Genomic DNA, 21,485 nt, shown 5'->3' with positions numbered 1-21,485 from the left:
TTCAGAAAACGACAGAAATCGAGGTGCAAAATCAATGAGTATCAAGTTCAAGCCAAAAAAAATCGTGAGTCTGCTGCTGGCAGCCTCCCTGCTTGTCCTGCCTCTTCAGGCAGGCCGGGCAGCGGCTGCTGAAACAGCCGTTTCTGCAGCCACTCCTCTATCTAACTTTGATTATTTCAGCAAGGTGTATCCGAAATTAAATGACCCGAACCATGTCTATAAAACAGCAACTTACGAGGACATCGTTCATCTGTTTGAAAGCCAAGGCACTTATGCCGTTCTGGTAGGCGGTGCATGGGATGAGAACACACAAGCGGATATCGGCTTTATCAATGAAGTTGCCAAGGATTACGGCATTTCTACCATTTATAATTTTGATACCAAGCTGGATGGCGATACGCTGCAAATTGCAGATACCAATAACAAGTTCGCGTATAAATACGTAGACCTGGTTAACAAGTACCTGACGAACCTGGATATTTACGATAAGAACGATCCAGCGCACAATGTGAGCTACACTGCCAAAGACGGCAGCACGGTCTCAGCTAACAAAATTGAAGCTCCGTTCCTGTTAGTTTACAACAAGGACAACAAGGATCCCCAAGGCAACAGTGCTCCCATTGTCTCTTACCTTAAAGACAGCAAATCCTGGTCAGAGTTCCAGACAAACGGAATAATTGATCAAACCAAGGTCGATGCCTATAAGGATCAGGTTCGATCCGTATTCTCCAAAGCCGTGAAATACGACACGATCAATGAATCGGAGTATATCAAAGCTGCATTTAACAAGAACTATGAAGGAGAGAACCCGGGCAAGCCCACGATCTTCACCTCGGCTGACGGCGATCTCGTTTATGAACATGTTACCTATCATCAGTTAAAAGAAATCTTGTCCAGCGACGGCAACTATGCCATCCTGTTCGGGGGTTCCTGGTGCCCTAACACCCAGGCGGTCATCAAATACATTAACGAACAGGCCAAGAAGAACAACATCAATAAAATATATCTGTGGGATACGAAGCTCGATTCCGGCGTGACGGTAGGTCTGCCGAACAACAATAGCGGCAATTCCGTTAAGGATGGAAATCCGCACACCAACGATGAGCTGCAGGTCCGGACCACCGACCACCCGTATGCCAAGTTGTATGTGGACCTCGTAAAAGAATATTTGACCAATATCAAGACACAGAACAACACAGCAGAAAAACCTACCACTATCAGTTATGTGGATCAAAACAATACGCGAATTTTCGGAGATCGTCTACAAGTTCCGTATCTCTTCACCTATAACAAAACCAATAAGGATGACAGTGGGCAACCAGCACCTATTCTGGGACACATCGAATTGATGTACTCCTGGACAAATATCCAGCCCGACTATGTCAGCAATGGTTATGCTAACGGTGCAAGATACAATTTCTACCTGAACGCGCTCGATAAGCTTTTCTCCAGACTGGAAGCTATCCCGACTGAACTGACAGCCGTAGCGCCAACTTCGGCTACTGCGAACGACGGACAGATTACTGGCGTTCTGAACAAATCGCTGGAGTACAAACGTGCCGATGAGGCTGAATACAAACCGGTATCCGGCGAAGCCATTACCGGACTAACACCTGGCACCTATCAGGTAAGATATGCCGCGAAACCGGGTTATCAAGGCCCTACCGTTCCGGCAGGAGCACCTGCAATCCCGTATAAACCGGGTCAAGCCATCGAAATTGTGGTTCCGGTCTTTACACACCAACAAGCAGCACCGACTGGACTGACCGGCGTAGCTCCTACAACGGCTGCCAACGATGATGGGCAGATTACAGGAACCAATGCAGCCCTGGAATACAAACCAGCCGCTGCCGCTGATTACATTCCAGTGACCGGCGAAGCCATCACAGGACTTGTGCCTGGCTTCTACGATGTTCGCTATGCCGCCAAGGAAGGCTACAGCGCCAGCCCTGTAACCCGCGTTGAGGTCCCTGCGTACGGCGAACAGGCCGCACCAACCGGACTGGTAGGTATTGCTCCTACTACACCTGCCAATAATGACGGGCGTATCACCGGCACTACACCTGCACTGGAATACAAACTGGCGGGGGTTACCGATTATGTCTATGCTACAGATATTGAAATTACAGGGCTTGTACCGGGTACTTATAACGTCAGATTCGCAGCCAAGGAAGGCTTCAAAGCGGGCAGAGCAGCCGATGTAATCGTGCCAGCCTATACCGCAGAGCAAGCAGCGCCAACCGGTCTCACCGGTATCACCCCTACTTCATCTGCCAATAATGACGGACGTATCACCGGCACAACGCCAGCACTGGAATATAAACTGTCCACTGTTACCAATTATGTATACGCCACAGATGTCGAAATTACAGGACTTGTGCCTGGTACTTATAACGTGCGATATGCTGCCAAAGAAGGCTACAAAGAAAGCCCTGTAACTGATGTAGTCGTACCTGAGTACAAAGCACCTACTGGCGGCGGAGATCCCGGTCCATCAACTGGCGGCAACTCACCTGCACCGACTCCGGTTAGCAGCCCTGCACCGACTGCCAGCGCGGCACCAGTTACTAGTGCGCAAGGAAATACAATCATCGCTTCTAAAACAGCGGTTGCTACTACCGATGAATCTACAGGTGTTACCACAGCTTCCATCACAGCAGCTGATGTAACGGAGCTTGTAGAGAGTGCTAAAAAAGCAGAAGCCGACGGAAAATCAGCACTGCTGGAAATCAAGGTTGAGACTACTGCCAAAACTCAAACCGCTGAGCTAACCATTCCAAGAAGCGCATTCAATGCAGTTGCTTCTGGCACAAAAGCTCAGGTTAAAATCAACTATGCCAACGTAGGAACGATCACCTTGGATGCCAAAGCAATCGCTAATATTAGCGGAGCTAAAGATGAGGGTGATATCCATATTCGGATCGCCAAGGTTTCACTCACCGACGAAGGTAAAGAGGTCCTTGGTGATAGACCTGTCTACGATCTGACTGTCAAAGCAGGAGACCTTACTGTTTCTAGCTTCGGCGGAGGCAAAGCGCAGATCAGCGTTCCTTACAAGCTACAAGCTGGCGAAGAGCCGAATTCTATCATCATCTACCATATTAATGAATCGGGAAGTCTCGACAATGTACGCGGCAAATACGCTGCGGGAACAGTGGATTTTGTCACTACCCACTTCTCCCAATACATCGTTGCTTATAACAAAGTCGAATTTGCCGATGTTGCAGCAAATGCATGGTACAACGATGCCGTTAGCTTCCTGGCTGCCCGGAGCATCACGTCCGGAACAGACGACAGCCACTACAGCCCTAACGCCTCGGTTACCCGCGGACAGTTCACTGTTCTGCTGCTGAAGGCCTATGGCATTGATGCCGACGAGAATGCTACCGATAATTTTGCTGACGCCGGGAACACGTATTACACCGGCTATCTGGCTGCTGCTAAACGCCTGGGGATTACCACCGGTGTTGGCGAGAATCAATTCAAGCCTGACAGCAAAATCACACGTCAGGAGTTATTCACGCTACTGTACCGTTCTCTGGACGTCTTGGGAGAGCTTCCAGCTTCTAAGAATGGCCCTGCTCTGTCCAGCTACAGCGACGCTGGCCAAATCGCAGACTACGCTAAAGAAGCCCTGCAGGCTCTTACTGCCTCTGGAGTTATTGCAGGAAACAATGGCAAGCTCAACCCTGCCAGCGTATCTACTAGAGCAGAAGTAGCACAGGTACTGTTTAATCTTCTTTCCAAGTAATGCCCACCCCGCATTACATCTTCTAAAAAAGCCTCCGAACCCCTTTTCATAGGGATTCGGAGGCTCTTCCATTTCTTATCCTAACAGGTTAGCGAACCGTGATGGCCGTCCATTCCTCCGTTATTAACGTCCTCCATCGTTCTTAACATCATCCATATTACCGTTTCTTTATATCTACGAAATTATCCCTATTTCCGATTTACAGTTAGTAACAATCGTGTTGCTTGACGACTGACTTTATGTCTAATGACGTGTTTTAAAAGCTTATTTTTTACTAAAAATTAGGTCATTTGTCGGAGATGTGAACCTTATTCCCTATTAGAAGAGTATGTATTAACATAACACCATTTGTTAACAAAAATCCCTTTTACAGAGCCTTTTCGAACGATTTTTGCCCATCATAATCTTAATATTCCAATATAAGGGTTGAAAATCTACTAAAATATTTTTTATTTTCATATAGATTTTACATTTTACCAGTGGTAAAATCTTCTTAACATTTTTCCTACTAGCTTGGGTGGAATTAATTTTTGAATTCATAGGAAAGGAGAGTTCTGCCGCGATTTCGCCGAGAAGACGGAAAAAGTTTGATTTCGAAAAGATTATATGACGGAGGGGATTTTTTTGGATTGGGGCAAATTATCTCGTAAACTATCACTGCTGGCACTTGCCGCGGGAGTAACGATCAGCACGGTTCCCGGAGGGGTTTCCGCAGCAGGAGCAGTGCAGCCTAAAATTGGCCAAAGCGCACTGACATTGGTTCAGAGTTCTCAGAAAACATTTATCTCGCCTCAGATCAATACAAAATCCACAGATGACATTCGCGTTATCGTCCAACTAAGCGGACAGCCGGCAGCCGTCGGCAAATACGCAGCGAAGCAAGGCATCTCCTCACTAGCCTCCACAGCCACCGAAGCTGCTGTAAACAGCCAGCAAACCGACGTTTTGAAGAAAGCTGCTAATGCTGGACTAGACCTTGAAGTCAATTACAAGTACAACACGGTACTGAACGGTTTTGAAGTCACAATTCCTGCGAATGAAATCCCTGATCTGGCTAAAATCCCGGGTGTCATTTCTATCCATAAGAACAGCACTTGGTATGCCGTTCCAGTGGAAGGAGACACTTCGGCAGCCGCTGCAGAAGCAACAACACCACAAAATGACAACGAGCCGTTAAAGCAGATCCACGCCGATTGGGCCTGGGCTAACGGATATACAGGTAAAGGCCTCAAGGTGGGCGTTATTGACACCGGGGTTGATTATACTCACCCTGACATCAAAGATGCTTACAAAGGCGGGTATGACTCATTCTACAATGATAATGATCCTTATGAAGAGGTTGCACTCACACCAGATAAAGACCCCTACGGTGTAGGCTATGAAGGTACTTATCATGGTACACACGTTGCCGGAACCATCATTGGGCAATTTGCCAACAAGAGCGGTGAAATTTCGCAAAAAGGTGTCGCTTACGGCGCTGATTTGTACGCCTACAAGGTGCTCGGACGGAATCTGGAAAAACCAAGTACATCTTCCGGTTCATCTGCACAGGTCATTGACGGCATCGAACGTGCGGTAAAAGACCACATGGATGTCATCAACCTTTCGCTCGGTTCCGATGAGGAAAAAGACGTAAATTCCCCGGATGCCATCGCGATTAATAACGCTGTGCTTTCGGGCGTTACAGCGGTAATTGCCAACGGCAATGCCGGACCAGGAGAGTACACACTTGGTTCTCCCGCTACTTCCCAACTGGGAATTTCGGTTGGGGCGGTGACAAGCCCAGGCAAACAATTCTCCGGAAATTTCGAAGCCAAATTGGTCCGCGATTCCGTAACCACAGTAACTTATGATACTTATGATTTCAAACTGATGGCCTGGGAACTGGCCAAAGAAGATTTTGCACAGATCATTGGTACCAAACCGGTAAATGTAGTGTACGCCGGGCTTGGGGATGAGAAGGATTACGCGAATCTTCAAAATGTTGAAGGCAGCATTGTACTGCTCTCCCGCGGATTGCTGGCCTTTACAGACAAGATTGCCATCGCTAAAGATCACGGTGCACGAGCTATCGCTATCTTTAACGGCAATGCCAAAGAAGAAAGTAAAGGCAATTATGTAGTCGATCTGAGTCCAAGCATCCCTAACCGGGATGGATATATCGATTCTAGCCTGGGAGATGGATTCGAGAACATCCCAACACTAGACCTCAAGGGAAGCGAAGGCCGAGCCTTGGCTAGAGTGCTGAAGGATAATCCCGACGCCAATTTCCAATTCACCTTCGGCGACAATTACCATCCTTCGAAGACTTCAGGCGATACCCTTGCCAGCTTCACATCATGGGGGCCGAACGTCGATGATTACCTGAGCATCAAGCCAGATTTCACAGCACCAGGTGTCGGTGTGCTGTCTACATGGCCCGCTTATGGTAAAGGCAAAGACAATGTGTCCTACGATAAAGCCTACAACCGCATCAGCGGCACTAGCATGGCTACGCCTCATGTAGCCGGTTTGGCATTGCTGATCAAACAAGCTCATCCAACATGGTCACCATTTGATGTACGCGCGGCTCTGGCAAACACCGCAGAACCTAATGAAGATTACAGCGTTTATCAACAGGGTGCAGGACGTGTAAATGTAGAGAATGCCATTTTAACGCCAGCATTACTGCAAGCTCTTGAACCTATCACTATTCTGGACAAGAACTACAACCCGCAAAACGTAATTAATTACAACTCTTCCGCAGCCTTTGGCGTGATTCAGCCAGGGTCGTCCGCTGTGAAGAACTTGCAGCTCAAAAACACCGGCAACCAGGCTTTGAGCTACACGACTTCAGTTGAATGGCACTTCGAAGACGCCAAAGGCGTCACTGTTACTCCTAGCGTTACTACTGTAACTGCTGACGGAGGAAAAACGTCGACTCTCAACCTGAATCTTAATGTGGCTAGTAACGCCGAGGAAGGCTGGTATGAAGGTCAGCTGAATTTGACTGCTCCAGGCGTACCTGTTCTGCATTTGCCATTTACCGTGTATGTGGGTAAGGAGTTGCCAGAGAATCCGTTTGGCATTCAAGAAATCAAATTGACCAATGCACTTATCTATCCAAATAGAAGCACTCAAAAGAGTACAGATCTTTCGTTCAGACTTTCTGCAGAGGATACCAACTATTATGAGATCGACGTTGTCAATCTTGATGACGAAACGATCGGATACATTGACACAGCATCCACGGACAGCGTAAAAAAATTCTTTAGTCCAGGACAATATTCAGTCAAAGGCATTAATGGTTCCTATCACCCTTTCGATGCACAGGGAAAAGAGATTTTAGATGCTAAAGGCAAACCGGTTACAGAGCATCTGAAAGACGGAGTTTATAAAATCCATATCGTAGCCATCCAATTGGATGCATCCGGAAATGTAGTTAAAGATAAGTATGGAAGTCCTATTGTATACAATGGATATTCCTCTTTACGTGTAGATAACTCTTCCGAAACCAATGGTGGTGGCGGTAGCACTGGCGGCGGTGGAGGCGGCCCAGTTGCCACACCAGCACCATCTACAGCACCTGCTCCGGCTAGCGGCGCTGCCAATGCAGTCATTGACCAAGGCTTGAAGCAAGCGCCTGTGAAGGCTGCTGTAGCTTCCAGCAATGGCGTAGCAACTGTTACGGTAACTAACGATGATCTGAAAGCAGCCATCGCCTCTGCTTCCGCTTCTCCGGCAGCTATTGTAATCAATGCTCCGGCTACGACTGACGCTGCTGCCAAAGTGGCTCTGACAGCTGAGCAAGTGAAGCTGCTCGCTGGTGCACCAGCGAAGAGTACAATTATTGTAAATGCTGCAGGTTCCGCATTCGCCTTGCCAGTAAGCCTGCTGACTGGCGGCGCTGCCGATGCCAGCCTGGATCTGATCATCAAGAAAGCGGATGACCAATCCTCCAAATTCTCGGCAACTGCTGGATCAACAGTTGTTGGGTCTCCGGTAGCCTTTGAAGCCAACTGGACTACAACTTCCGGAAGTAAAGCTCTGAAGGTACCAAATGATGCATTCATTAAGAGATCCTTCACAATTCCAGGCAAAGTTGAGCCTAACACAGCTGGCGTACTGTTCGAAGCGAACGGTAAGATTACTCCGGTATCTTCTGTGTTCAAAGTACAAGCAGACGGTACGACTCTCGTTACGGTCAGCCGCCCTGGATTCTCGGTCTATGCTGCAGTGAGCCGCCCTGTCACTTTCAGTGACATCGCCAACTCCCCGGCTGCTGCCGATATTACAGCACTGGCTAACAAGCTGATTATTGAAGGCACTTCGGCAACGACATTCTCGCCGAAGAGCAACCTGACCCGTGCCGAGTTCACAGCACTGCTGTCCCGTTCGCTCGGACTACGTTCTAGCTCGGCTTCTACCTTTACAGATGTGAAGTCCTCTGACTGGTATGCCAATGATGTTGCTGCTGCTTCCGAGGCAGGACTGATTCTGGGAATCGGTAATGGCAAATTTGCCCCGAACGCCCAAGTTACGCGTCAAGAGCTTGCTGTTATCCTGGGAAGAGCCGTGAAACTGACTGGCGTGGAACTGAAAGCTTCCAATCCGTCGTTCACTACTTATGCCGATAGCACCAAGATCGCTCCATACGCTAAAGATAGCGTACAATCCTTGTCTGCTGCGGGTATCATTAGCAGCGAAGTCGGATCGAACTTCAATCCGACAACAGCAGCTACCCGTGAGACAGTTGCAGCTACCCTGCATCAATTGCTGAGCAAAACTGGCCTGATCGACTAATTCGGACCAAGCCAGAAACATCAAACGCCCGTCCGCTTCCCACAGGGAAATGGACGGGCGTTTTTTTACAACGATAGATACTGGGCAACTCATTTGAACAAACAGCTTTATTTCGCGCTGTCCCCTAAGATGATGCTTGTTGCAGCCTCTCGTTCAGCCTCACGAATAATGATTGCAGCTTGTCTTGGGGAACCTCGCTATAATTGTCACCGATGCTCACTTCATAGTAGGAAGAGAATTCGTCGACTTCCCTCACATAAGAGGTGAGTCCGATCCCCGTGGCTTGATAAAGATCGATTAGAACATCCTCTACTACTGTTTTGGGCAAGGATATATGGACATGAAACATATTCGACACCGGCTCTAACGGAAGCGTAGTGACCGCATGACATTGATTATATAAAGCAGCCAGCACTTTGGCCTCTTCATAATACTTCTCCATCTTATGAACCCGTTGTTTAAAATAAAAGTCAGCAGGGATGATATATGGGTATAAGCTGATCAAGTCTCCACCATGCCGCCGCTTCCAAACCTTCGATTCTGCTGTGAAATCCGCTGCGCCAGCCAGAACCGCTCCAGCAATGCCACCGATCCCTTTATAGACAGAGATATACACACTATCGAACAGCGCACAAACCTCTGCAGCACTCTTCTGATAATAAGGCAGAACCTCAAACAATCTTGCGCCATCCAGATGAAGATAAATCCCCTTCTCCCGGCAATAAGCGGAAATGGCTTCAAGCTCGCTATACTCCGGCAACTGCCCGCCGATCTCACGTTGTGGCAATTCCAGCAGAAGACAAGCAACCTCCTCCGGCATTCCTTGGACATCCTCAAGTGTAATCAAACGATGCTTGTCAGCGAGCAGCACAGGCTCAAGATGATGCAACTTCTTCAATCCATCCTCTTCATGAATTTCCAGATGACAGAGCGGATGATACGCCACTTGGCTTAAGCCCTTGCAGTCACACCATATTCTTAAGGCAATCTGCTGCGCCATGGTCCCGCTCGGAAAGAACACGGCCGCTTCCTTCCCCAGCACTTCGGCCATATTCGTTTGGAAATCCTCAATAACCTTTCCTGTTCCATATATATCGGAATCCAGCTGGCCCTCTATCTGCTCGAAAACCTCTTTCAGCACTTGCACATTCCGTTTACCGTGAGCCGGCAATTGAAAGACAGCTTCTTTAAAGGCTTCTGCTAATGACAACTTCTCTTGCATAAACTTTATTGCTCCTCTCAGCTCTAACTTAATAACACATATATAAGACGAAGAAAAGAAACAACAAAAGCGAGAAGGAACGAAAGGGGAAATTTGGATCTATAGGAGCGAAAGCGTTCGCCTAAAAAGCTTTCTGCAGGAAAGCTCGCATCGGAAGCATACGCTCGCCGGATTTCAACCGCGATAAGCGGTTTAATCGAAGAAATCTGGCGGCAACAGCGACCGAAAGTCCAAATATTCACCGTAGTGACGATCAAGCCTTTACGTTATCATCTTACGTTCGTCTTATATAACTCAACGAATCTTGGCTACGAAAAGACCCAGGTACTCTTTTAAAGCCAGCCCCGTAATGCTTACCGCACCGGCATTCGGAGACAGTTTAGCTGGATAAAAAGCGAACTTGCTATCCGATACATAATCGGTCGGAAAAGGCTGCACCGACAGTCCGGCCTGACCAAACTCCACCACCGCCCGTGGCATGTGGAAAGCAGAGGTCACAAGCACCGGGTGCTCAAACCCGCGTTCCTTCAGAATGAGTGCAGTATTAATCGCATTCTGCTTAGTATTCAGTGAGCGGTTCTCGACAAGAATGTCACTCTCTGCCACCCCAAGGCCAAGCAACTGCCGTTTTGCAATATTCGCTTCATTACCGCTATCAGCGAAGACCTGACCACCGGAGAACAGAATCGGCAAGCCAGTGGCCTTATGCAGCCGTACGGCAGTCAGCAATCGGTTCGCCGCTGAACCCAGCATATTGCCCTTGCCATTCAAGTCAGGTGTCGTAAGCGTGGCTCCACCGCCGAGCACAACGATAACATCTCCCTGTGCGGCTTGCGGCTGCGCATATTGCCGCTCCAGTCCGCGTATGAATAGATCGCTGACAAGTGACGTAGAGGATAAATAGAATAGCAGAGTAACGATGAGCAAAAATACCGATGCCCTTCGCTCACGCTTCCACAGCCAAATAATCGGCACCAAGAGCAGTAGTACGAACAATCCTGGCGGGAGTACGAAGCTATAGATAAATTTGATTACATAAATCAGACCGTTTGCACCTCCTAACCGGGGAAGACCCGGTTTGAACTATGACCCTTTATCCACACGATAATTATAACCGGACATCCTCTCACTACGCACCTTTTCACCACTTGGAAAAAGAGCTTTTCCTGATTACCCATTTTTTTAGATTTTCAACCGCATGAAACCTGCCATAAATTTAATGTAAATCATTATTTTCACATTGAATATGTAAATTAAATAGAAACAACTACCTCGTTTATGTAATATAATATGACACATAAAACAAAAAATCTTGTCATTTATAGCGCTGATAATAAAAATAGATCAGATTATATGTCATATAATATAACTGGTAGCGCTTTATTTTTAAAAATAGGTATTGATTATTTCGATCCAATCCTCTATGATAATGACATCGGACGGATTAAAAGTTAAAGCACTTTAACTTTTATATCAACAAGACCCATAAAATTTGATTTTGACAACAAATTAATGATCAAAAGTTAAAGCGCTTATACTTTAGGAGAGAAAGGTTGGTGTGTCCGTGAGCAATCGCGAGAGTCGGCGGCAAACATTTTACATGTATTTGTTTATCTCACCCTGGATAATCGGCTTCTTAATCTTCGCCTTGTATCCCATTCTGTCATCGTTTTACTACAGCTTCACCGAATATGACATTATTCACCCGCCAAAATTCGTTGGGCTGGCCAACTACACCGAGATGTTCCATAACGATCTGTTCTGGAAATCGGTCGTTGTCACTGTAAGGTATACCTTTATCGGTGTGCCAATCTCGATGCTGTTGTCCCTGGGCTTTGCACTATTACTGAATCAGACTATTCCACTCAAAGGCTTCTTCCGGACAGCAATGTACTTCCCAAGTATGGTATCCGGGGTAGCGATGTCTCTGCTGTGGTACTGGATCTTCAATCCGCAGATCGGACTCTTCAACTACATCCTGTCCTGGTTCGGCATTCAAGGCCCCTCTTGGCTGATGAATCCGGATACTGCCCTTTACGCACTGATCATTATGTCCTTCTGGGGCGCGGGAGCCGGGATGATTCTTTTCCTTGCGGGACTGCAAGGGGTGCCGTCCAGTCTAGTCGAAGCAGCTGAACTTGATGGAGCCGGACGCTTGCGGATTTTCTGGCACATCACACTGCCGATGATCTCGCCGGTGCTGCTGTTCCAGTTGATTATGGGACTAATCGATTCCTTTCAGGTATTCACCCAAGCCTTCGTCATGACACAGGGCGGACCGAACTACTCTACATGGTTCTACGTCTACAACCTTTATACCAGCGCCTTCAAAGAATATCGGGCCGGTTATTCCTCGGCTCTGGCCTGGGTGCTGCTGATCGTTGTTATGCTGTGTACGGCTCTTATCATGAAGCTGTCCAACCGATTCGTTCATTATGAAGGGGGCGTTAACAAATGAGCTCCATCCCAAGCCTCTCCACACGCCCGCCCAGTTCACGTCCACGCCGGAAGGTCGGACCGGTCAAGATTATCAGCCTGCTGACCTTGATTGTAACAACATTCCTTATGCTGCTTCCGCTGTTCTTCATGGTTATGACCTCCCTGAAGTCCAAGAAGGAGATGCTGAAGTTCCCGCCTACCTTTCTTCCGGAAAGCTGGCAGTGGAGCAATTACACGGAGATTTTTGACACCCTGCAATTCGGAACCCTGTACAAGAACAGCCTTATTATCGCCGTCCTGTCCGTCATTGGCACACTGATTTCTTCTGCGCTGGTGGCTTACGGATTTGCCAGATATAAAGGAAAAGGCAACAAGATCTGGTTCATGCTGCTGCTTAGCACCATGATGCTGCCTTATCCGGCGATCATGATTCCACAGTTTATCCTGTTCTCCAAAATGAACTGGATCGACACTTTCCTGCCGCTGATTGTGCCCGCATTTTTCGGCTCAGCGTATAACATCTTCCTGCTACGCCAGTTCTTCACCACCTTGCCAGAGGAAATGTTCGACGCCGGACGGATTGACGGATGCGGCGAGCTGCGGATGTGGCGCCAGATTGCGCTTCCGCTCTCAGGACCAGCTCTAGCTACTGTTGCCATCTTTGCTTTTATCTACAGCTGGAATGACCTGCTCACCCCTGTGCTTTATTTAAGCTCATCAGACAAATTTACGCTTCCTGTCGGCATGGCCTCGCTCACCTCTTCACGGTTCCGTATTCCGCCGTGGCATCTTCTGATGGTAGCTTCCGTGCTGGCTATGCTTCCAATCGTGACCCTGTTCGCAGTTGCTCAGAAGCAGTTTGTAGAAGGCATTGTACTTACAGGCATTAAGTAATAACCCGCCGTCACTGGCGGAACTATACACTGATATCCTGGAGGGATTAGCAAATGAAGAAGAACAGGAAAACGCTTGGAACTCTTTTTGCAGCAAGTGCACTACTTCTTACGACCTTAGCTGGCTGTAGCGGCGGCAAATCAGTAGAAGATGTAACCTCATCCGGATCGAACAACAGCTCCGGCGGTAAAGGCGACAAAGTGACCATTACTTACTACACCATTGATTCCGAGGACCGCACCTTTGTCGAGAAGCTGATTCCTGATTTCGAGAAAGAACATCCTAACATCAAGGTCAAGATGGAAAAGGCGCCTTACGAGCAGTTTGACAGTAAGCTGCAGACACTGATTGCCGGGGGCAAATCGCCTGATATTACGAGCCACTACGGCTACGGCGGCTTCGCAGAATACTACAACAAAGGCATGCTGATGGACCTCACCGATCTGATGCAGGAAACAGGCTTCAAAGCCGAAGATTACAACATTCCTGAGCACCTGATGGACATCTACAAAGTTAAAGATCACACTTACGGCATTCCATTGAATATGTACGTTACGCTGATGATGTACAACAAGGATATGTTCGATGCGGCAAAGTTATCCTATCCGCCAAGTGATTACGAAGACAAGAGCTGGACCTTTGACAAAATGGTCGAGGATGCCAAGAAGATGACGGTCCACTCCGATGATATTACCAAAACGCAATATGGTGTTGATTTCACCTGGTCAGAACGCGACATGCGTCCGCTGTACTTCGGAGCAGATCCGTACTCTGCAGATACCTGGACCAACGGCGGCGTACCTTCCGAGACCCATTTTGACTCACCAGAGGTTATTGCTGCTTATCACAAGTTCTTCGACCTGATCTTCAAAGATAAAGTGTCGCCTAATACTGAATGGAGCAAGAGCGTAGCCGGACAGAATGGCGATCCGTTCGTAGCAGGTAAAATCGGAATGTCTGTCGGTGGTTCCTGGATTATGGCCGGTTCCAACGACTTTCCGTTCAAGGTTGGCGTAGCCGCTGTGCCATGGGGCGGTAACGACAAGGTGCGCAGCCCGCTGTTCGTGGACCCGCTGCTCATTCTGAAAGATTCCAAGCATCCGAAGGAAGCCATGGAGTTCATCAAATTCCTGCTCACCACTGAAGTTCAGGAGAAATCCATTGAGCTCAGCGGCGGCAACCCGCCAGTCAACACCAAAGCTGCTGAAACATACTACAAGCACTTTGAGGGCGTTGATCCTGAAGATGTGAAGAAGGTTTATGAAGGGGCTGTGAAATATGGCTACGAATCCTTCAACCACCTGATCGTACACTACTCGCAAATCAACGATATGTTCATCAACGAGCTGCAGCCGGTAGAGACCGGACATAAGACGCTTGAAGAGGTCATGGGTACCATTCAGAAAAAGGTCACCGAGATCATCAAACGTTAGCATGTACGGCATACCGTCCCTTCCGGGACGGTATGCTTGCTTGGAATGTTATTGTTTAGCAGACCGCCTCTCCACCCTGTATACTAATGGTAGATAATACATTCGGAAAATCTGCTGCAAGGAGCACAAGACATGAAAGTGAGCATATTTGATGTAGCCAAAAAATCCGGTCTGTCTGTCGTGACGGTATCACGGGTGTTGAACGGCGCTGAATCGGTACGCGAGAAGAATCGGCAGAAAGTGTTAGATGCAATCAAGGAGCTGGACTACCGCCCCAATGCGGCTGCACGCAGCCTCGCCAGTGGAAAGACAGGGATTATCGGACTCGTGGTAACTACTCTGCACGATTCGTTCTTTGACGCCGTTGTCAAAGAACTGAATGAGGTACTCGCGCTGCATGGTTACTTCCTGGCCATCGCCATCTCCAGAGGCATTGAATCAGATGAGGACCACTATCTCATTCAGGAAGACCGGGTAGACGGCATGATTCTGCTCTCGCCGATCGGGGAAGAGAATTATATCATGCAACTAAAGCGGCGCGGCATACCTTATGTACTGATTGATAATCAGGAGCCCGAAAACGATACCTATTCGATCACGATCGACAACTTCAAAGGTGGCTACGCGGCGGCAAGTCATCTGTTGGAGCTCGGGCATACCTCTATCGCGCATCTGTGCGGACATGAAATGTTCCGCAGTACAAGGGAGCGGCGCAACGGGTTCGCACTAGCACTGCAGGAAAAAGGAATAACTCCTTTTGAAATCGTACAGGGCGATTTCGAAATAGAATTTGGCTATGACACCTGTAAACGCTGGTTAAGCGAAGGACCATTGCCCACCGCCGTATTCACTGGTGATGACAATATCGCCCTTGGGGTTATCAATGCTCTAATGGAGGCGGGGATATCCGTACCGGAGCAGGTCGCCGTTGTCGGCTATGATGACCACTACATCGCCTCACAGCTTCGTCCGCATCTGTCGACCCTTCGGCAACCTGCGGACAAAATCGCGCAGGCGGCAGCGGATATGCTGCTGCGGCGCATCTCTGGCAAGATGAAGCGCGGGTCTGGCATACGGATTGATCCGGAGCTGATCATTCGTGAATCTACAATTTCCATCTAGACTGGCATCCATTTGCAGACCGGCTGCAATCTTTTGTTTTCTATAATATATATTCACTTAGGAGTGAAGACCATTGACTTACTACTTGGGACTCGATGGGGGAGGAACCAAAACCTACGCCCTGCTCAGTGATGAAAAGGGCAATGTGCTCGGGAAAGGCAAGAGCGGCAACGGCAATCATCAAGTAGATGCGGCCCGCGCAGCTAGCAGCATCCGTGAAGCCACGTTCGGCGCTTTGGCGGATGCCGGGCTCAGCTTGAACGACATTCAGCACACTTATCTGGGATTGGCAGGTGCCGACCGTGAGGCCGATTATGATATTTTGCACCCGATCATCCGCGATATCGGTTTTACTAGATACACCATCAATTGTGACACCATGATCGGACTACGGGCAGGTACTAACCGTCCATATGGTGTCTCCCTGATCTGCGGCACAGGTACCAATTCAGCTGGCCAGAATGTACAGGGACAGCATTATCAATGTGGTGGCTTTGACTATATGTATGGTGATTTCGGCGGAGGCGGCTCGCTCAACATTGAAGTTTTCCGCTCTGTCATTCGGGCTTGGGACGGGCGGGAACAAGCTACCCTCCTGACTGCCCCGCTGCTAAAATTGCTGGGATATGAGACTGTGGAGCGCATGTTCAATGATTTCCTGGATCACGGGAAGCACGTGCCTACAGATGCTGCCCGCCTGCTGTTCGCGGCTGCAGCTGAGGGCGATGCTGTGGCTCTGGAGATCCTGCACCGGCAAGGTGTAGAGCTGGGCAAGTCTGCTGCCGCTGTCATCCACCGGCTAGGCATGGAAAAGGACGTCTTCGATGTCGTGCTGGCCGGAAGCCTGCTGACCCGGGGAGACCGGGGCTGGATTCGTAGCCCCATCGAACAAGCCGTAGCCATTGCTGCCCCACAGGCAACCGTGGTCACCCTAACCACCGAACCGGTGGTCGGTGCGGTATGGTCAGCCATGGAAAGCGACGGGATGACAATCAGTAGTGAAGTCTATGACAAGATGAAGGGTTTTCAGGAATTCGAATCCATTAAACAAACTACCAGACAGGAGTGATTATTGTGACAGCTAATAAAGGACTGAAAATCGCCGTCATCGGCGGAGGCTCTTCGTACACACCGGAACTCGTAGAGGGATTCATTCTTCATCATAAGGAACTCCCTATTCGTGAACTATGGCTGGTGGACATTGAACCCGGACTGCGCAAGCTGAACATTGTCGGCAACCTGGCAAAACGGATGGTTGAAGAATCCGGACTCCCAATCGAAGTCCATCTGACGACAGACCGCCGCGAAGCCATCGCAGGCGCTGACTTTGTCAGCACACAGATGCGTGTCGGTATGCTGGATGCCCGTGCCCGCGATGAATCCATACCGCTCAAATATGGTGTTATTGGCCAGGAGACCACCGGTCCCGGAGGCATGATGAAAGCTCTGCGCACGATTCCTGTGATTCTTGACGTCTGCCGCGATATTGAGGAACTGGCTCCAAACGCATGGCTGCTCAACTTCACCAATCCGGCAGGGATGGTTACGGAAGCTGTCCTGAAATACTCCAATGTCAAAAGCATCGGCCTATGCAACGCCCCTATCGGCTTGATCAAGCAAGTCTCCTCCAAATACAGCGTAGCCCCTGATCGGGTATACGCCGAATTTGTGGGTCTCAACCACTTGCACTGGATTACCCGCATTGATGTTGAGGGCGAGAGCAAGCTGGATGAAATGCTGGCTGATACCACTGCTTATGGCGCCAAGAACGTGCCTGCCCGTGAATGGAACCCGGAATTCCTGAACTCCCTTCACGCTTTGCCTTCCTACTACCTGAAGTACTTCTACATGACCGATGCTATGTTAGAAGAACAGTTGGAGTCCTTCAAGAAGGGCGGTAACCGAGCTGAGGTGGTTAAGCGTGTGGAAGAAGAGCTGTTCGAAATCTACAGCAACGTGGAGCTAAAAGAAAAACCGAAGCAGTTGGAACAACGCGGCGGCGCCTTTTATTCAGAGGCAGCTGTCAACCTGATGCGCTCGCTGTATAACGGTGCGAATGATATCCAGACGCTGAATGTCGCCAACAACGGTATTCTGGATTTCTTGCCTGATGATGCCAGCATTGAAGTGAACTGTGTCGTCACAAAGAACGGCCCATTGCCACTCCCGCTGACTACCGTTCCACCTATGGCCAAGGGACTCATTCATGCAGTCAAAACCTACGAACAGCTGGCGATTGAAGCCGCTGTGACCGGCAGCCGCGAGCTGGCGATTCAGGCACTGGCCCATCATCCACTGGTTCCATCCGTGGAAGTGGCGATTCAGATGCTAGATGAGATGCTGGAAGCGAACAAAGAGTATTTGCCGAACTTTTTCACCAAAGAGACTACATCTGCTGCACAATAATTTATAAACAATGATTACGGTTTAAGGTAGGGCCTTCTCTGCACTATGAGAAGGGTAGATCCTCCTATTCAAACCGCTGTCGCGTACGCAGGATGTTCTGCTGATACGGGCAGTGGTTTTTTTATGCGAAAAATAGGGCTAAAAAAGACCGCGCCCCCTTATTCGGGAGCCGGTCTTCCGGGATACAATCCCGCTGTCTCCAAACTGATATCCGTCGCACCTCACCACCCAGCCACTTTCCTACCCGGCAAGCTCTTGGTTAACCGACGGCTGATGATGCCTGTTCACGATAAACAACAATGAGGCTGCGGCGCACAGGCAGAAGAGGATCAGGTACAGAAATTTCGCGCCCAGATGATCCGTGACAACTCCCCCGACAGCATTTCCGACAATGCCACCGAGACCCCAGGTCACCGCTGCATAAACCGTCTGCAATGTCGCTTTGGTCCCTTCTGTAGCGTAGCTCTGAACCACTTCCACAGCGGTTCCTGCGGCAAAAGCAAAGGCAACACCGTTCAGCAGTTGAACCGCGAGCGTAAGCGATACATTAGAGAACAGGAACATGACCAGGTACTGGCTGCCATAGATCGCAGCGGCCAGACACAGCAGCGGATATCTTCCGATAGCCTTGCTGAGCCGGGTGGCTACCCAGAACATCGGTACCTCAATAATAGCGGCAATGGCGAAGGCACTGCCGATCCAGCTTTTATTGAAGCCCATTTCCTTGAAGTACAGTGGTAGAAAGTTCAAATTAATAGAAGCGGACATCATCATTAACGTACTGGTGACTACAAATATCATAAATGGCTTATTGCGGACAACCTCACCCATTTGTCCGAATAGCGTCACCTTTCTGCGAGACACTTTCGTTGTGGGCAGGAACAGAATCGTCACGCACACGATCATACTGATAACTAGATAATAGACAAAAATATGACTATAACCGAATCGCTCATACAGAATCCCTGTAGTGAATGTACCAATCGCATAGCTTAAAGCCCCGAACAACCTCACATTTCCGAAAGAAAAACCGTCACGGCTGGCAATTTCCACTGCTAACGCATCGCCCACCGGTCCAACTGAGGATTGAAACCAGGCAAAGAACAAGGACAACACAATGATTCCGGTCAAGCCCTCCATCAGGTTAAAGCCAAAGCCCAGCACCGCAGCCAGGATCGAAGAGAGTAGCATGATTTGTTTGGGGTTACCCAAACGGTCGTTAATGAGCCCCATGACCGGTTGAGCAACCACACTGACCAGTGCCCATAAGGACAGAATCAAGCCTACGGCAGTAAAGCTGAAGCCTCTCTCACTGAAATACAGACTTGTATACGGCATCAGAACAGACATGGCCAGGTAATATAAAAAATAATAGCTTGATAATGTCCTCACGAATGACACTGCTCCTCTTTCTTAACGATCCTCTTCGATTTCTGCACTCCAGCCGAGCTGTCTGCACATCTCGTACATCTTGCGAAGATCCTGTCTGGCTTCAATATGGGTTAATCCGAGGGACATCGCTTTTTCAGCTGCCCAGCGAAGCACATACACTAGTGTGTCAGCCTGCGCCTCCTTAGCGGAAAAATCTAATAATACCAACGTATCGCCACGGACTCCAGCGCGCAGGTATCCCCAATAGCTGCCATCGAACTCTCTAAGGGTGAACATTGCCCTGTCCTCTACCACACCAAACTCCTCTAGTGGCATCTTCAGATGTTCCAGCCACTCACTTTCCGAGGAGAATTGAAGGGTGTACTGTGGAGCGCTCCACTGAATCGTCTGGGTCGCCAAATCAGCGAGTTGCTTATCGTTCTGAAGCGACACCCACTTTTCCACCGGATGATCCAGCTCAGCCGGAACCTGCACGGTGATTTTCCATGGTCTATACTCGGTCTCAGCACCAATGGAGTCCAGGATTTCAGGAACACCTACGGCCTGAAGCCCCTTTTGCTTGGCAATGCGGATAAGCTGTCTCAGCCCCTCCGGTGATCCTGTTGCGATATCATTGCTATGCATGACTACAATCGTGCCATTCTTCAGCTCCGGCTCTACCCGAGCAACAATCTCCTCTGCAGAAATCCCTGCCCAATCGCCCGAATCCACACCTTCAATATCCAAATAACCACCCCATTCGGCCAGCCATTCCAGGTTCTCCTCGCGGAACGAACAATACGGAAAACGCATGAAGCTGGGACACGCCAGACCGGTTGCATCCTGATATGCCAGCTCAGTCAGTTTTAACTGCTCCAGAAACACTGGTTTCGGAACTTGAGCCATCCGCCGGTGATGGTAGGTATGGGGAGCGAGCACATGTCCTCTGGACAGAATCTCCCGCGCCTTGTCCGGGTGGCGATCCATCCATTCACCTGTGAAGAAAAAGGTGCCTACCACGCCCTCTTCCTCCAGAACACCCAGCCACAATTCAAGTGGAAGCCGGGAAGGCCCATCGTCAAATGTAAACGCGCAAATCGCCTGATCGGCATCTCCGCTCCAAACCGCCTTAGCTGACATATTGCCGCCTCATTTCTATGATTATATACATTTATTATAGTGGAGGGCGGGGGTGTTTTCCATGTATTACTGGACCCTTTTCACGACTAAAAGATGCCGGAAACATTAAGTGTTCCCAGGCATCTTGATATTGTCTTCTATGGACTTTAGAGTGCACGCATCAGCTCAACATTGCTCGGCGCATAACGAATTAGCGTATTGTGTATCTGTAAGGCTGACCTTCAATATTAATGTCGGCATAGAGTGGTTTATCACTAGTCTGCACTTCCGTAGGCACCGTGGCGAAGAACACCAGCGTGCCATATTTTAACGGCTCGACACTCGTAATGTTGGTGTAGGTAAAATCTTCGCCACCCTTAGTTTCAATCGTCGAGGAAGTCCTGTACTCATATTGGTTATCGTATTTGACAGTGATATCGGCGAACTTATCCGCATCTTTGCCTGAACCACCCAAGTTCTTTACTTTCAGCGTAATAGCCAGATAAGTGGTATCAGGCTCTTTGGCCTCGTAGTATGTATAGAACGTACCCGGTTTGGAAGGAACGATTTTCTTAGTAAATGAAGTCTTCGTGACTGTGTATTCGGCAACTCCGTCCAACACTAACGGCTGTCCCTTTACAATGGCCTTCGTTTCTTCCCCCGCAGGATTCGCGTTATCCGACTGGGCTTTCTCTGGCTCTTCTTCTGAAGCGGTCGTTACTGCAGTCGCGGCCTCCTTCAATTTGTTGTTCTCTTCTGTTAATTGCTTATTCTCCTCTTGGAGCTTCGCAATCTGGGTCTTCAATTGCTCTGCCTCTTCCCCTGCAGCGCTAGTATTGTTGCCAGAACACCCGGTGAGCGACACAGCAAGGACAATCGTACTCATTAACATACTCATCTTTTTCACTTTCATGATGCACCCCATTTTTGGTTAATTAACCCATCT

General features: G+C 49.0%; 13 protein-coding genes. 8 read left to right on the top strand and 5 right to left on the bottom strand.

Annotated features, from left to right (window positions below; genetic code table 11):
- Nucleotides 1-34 precede the first annotated feature (34 nt).
- Nucleotides 35-3,751, top strand: coding sequence for an S-layer homology domain-containing protein (locus ACFRAM_RS17985; protein WP_379467031.1), 3,717 nt, complete (start codon nt 35-37; stop codon nt 3,749-3,751).
- Nucleotides 3,752-4,375: 624 nt separating this feature from the next.
- A complete protein-coding gene (locus ACFRAM_RS17980) occupies nt 4,376-8,533 on the top strand; it encodes a S8 family serine peptidase (protein ID WP_379467030.1) in 4,158 nt (1,385 codons plus the stop codon).
- A gap of 124 nt (nt 8,534-8,657) precedes the next feature.
- Here the strand turns inward: ACFRAM_RS17980 and ACFRAM_RS17975 are convergent, their stop codons facing one another.
- Together ACFRAM_RS17975 and ACFRAM_RS17970 are read right to left on the bottom strand one after the other, a co-directional pair.
- On the bottom strand, nt 8,658-9,755 hold the full coding sequence (locus ACFRAM_RS17975; RefSeq protein ID WP_379467029.1) for a threonine aldolase family protein: 1,098 nt from the start codon (nt 9,753-9,755) through the stop codon (nt 8,658-8,660).
- Nucleotides 9,756-10,049: 294 nt separating this feature from the next.
- On the bottom strand, nt 10,050-10,799 hold the full coding sequence (locus tag ACFRAM_RS17970; RefSeq protein WP_379467177.1) for a YdcF family protein: 750 nt from the start codon (nt 10,797-10,799) through the stop codon (nt 10,050-10,052).
- A gap of 556 nt (nt 10,800-11,355) precedes the next feature.
- Here ACFRAM_RS17970 and ACFRAM_RS17965 point away from each other — a divergent pair.
- From ACFRAM_RS17965 to ACFRAM_RS17940, 6 genes are all read left to right on the top strand, one after another.
- On the top strand, nt 11,356-12,213 hold the full coding sequence (locus ACFRAM_RS17965) for a carbohydrate ABC transporter permease (protein ID WP_175372119.1): 858 nt from the start codon (nt 11,356-11,358) through the stop codon (nt 12,211-12,213).
- Nucleotides 12,210-13,088 (top strand): carbohydrate ABC transporter permease, encoded by an 879-nt coding sequence (locus ACFRAM_RS17960; protein ID WP_175372059.1) that lies wholly within the window; start codon nt 12,210-12,212, stop codon nt 13,086-13,088. Before ACFRAM_RS17965 ends, ACFRAM_RS17960 begins: the two co-directional genes overlap by 4 nt.
- A 53-nt stretch (nt 13,089-13,141) precedes the next feature.
- Nucleotides 13,142-14,521 (top strand): ABC transporter substrate-binding protein, encoded by a 1,380-nt coding sequence (locus tag ACFRAM_RS17955; protein ID WP_379467028.1) that lies wholly within the window; start codon nt 13,142-13,144, stop codon nt 14,519-14,521.
- A 132-nt stretch (nt 14,522-14,653) separates the two neighbouring features.
- Nucleotides 14,654-15,643, top strand: a complete 990-nt coding sequence (locus tag ACFRAM_RS17950) for a LacI family DNA-binding transcriptional regulator (RefSeq protein WP_379467027.1) — start codon at nt 14,654-14,656, stop codon at nt 15,641-15,643.
- A gap of 73 nt (nt 15,644-15,716) precedes the next feature.
- A complete protein-coding gene (locus ACFRAM_RS17945) occupies nt 15,717-16,712 on the top strand; it encodes an N-acetylglucosamine kinase (protein WP_379467026.1) in 996 nt (331 codons plus the stop codon).
- A 5-nt stretch (nt 16,713-16,717) separates the two neighbouring features.
- Nucleotides 16,718-18,049: a 6-phospho-beta-glucosidase gene (locus tag ACFRAM_RS17940; protein WP_379467025.1), complete on the top strand. Its 1,332-nt coding sequence runs from the start codon at nt 16,718-16,720 to the stop codon at nt 18,047-18,049.
- A gap of 240 nt (nt 18,050-18,289) precedes the next feature.
- On the opposite strand, the gene ACFRAM_RS17935 is transcribed toward ACFRAM_RS17940, so the two are convergent.
- The 3 genes from ACFRAM_RS17935 to ACFRAM_RS17925 all read right to left on the bottom strand — a co-directional run bounded on the left by ACFRAM_RS17935 (nt 18,290) and on the right by ACFRAM_RS17925 (nt 21,452).
- Nucleotides 18,290-19,441, bottom strand: a complete 1,152-nt coding sequence (locus ACFRAM_RS17935) for an MFS transporter (RefSeq protein WP_379467024.1) — start codon at nt 19,439-19,441, stop codon at nt 18,290-18,292.
- A gap of 21 nt (nt 19,442-19,462) precedes the next feature.
- Entirely contained in the window at nt 19,463-20,560 is a 1,098-nt protein-coding gene (locus ACFRAM_RS17930; protein WP_379467023.1) for a polysaccharide deacetylase family protein, read from the bottom strand.
- A 190-nt stretch (nt 20,561-20,750) separates the two neighbouring features.
- On the bottom strand, nt 20,751-21,452 hold the full coding sequence (locus ACFRAM_RS17925) for a coiled-coil domain-containing protein (protein ID WP_379467022.1): 702 nt from the start codon (nt 21,450-21,452) through the stop codon (nt 20,751-20,753).
- Nucleotides 21,453-21,485: the final 33 nt, after the last annotated feature.

Source organism: Paenibacillus sp. NPDC056722, from assembly GCF_042790635.1.
Lineage (GTDB): Bacteria > Bacillota > Bacilli > Paenibacillales > Paenibacillaceae > Paenibacillus_AQ > Paenibacillus_AQ agri.
Note: the sequence above shows the minus strand (reverse complement) of the source record. Positions and strands in the feature narration are given on the sequence as shown.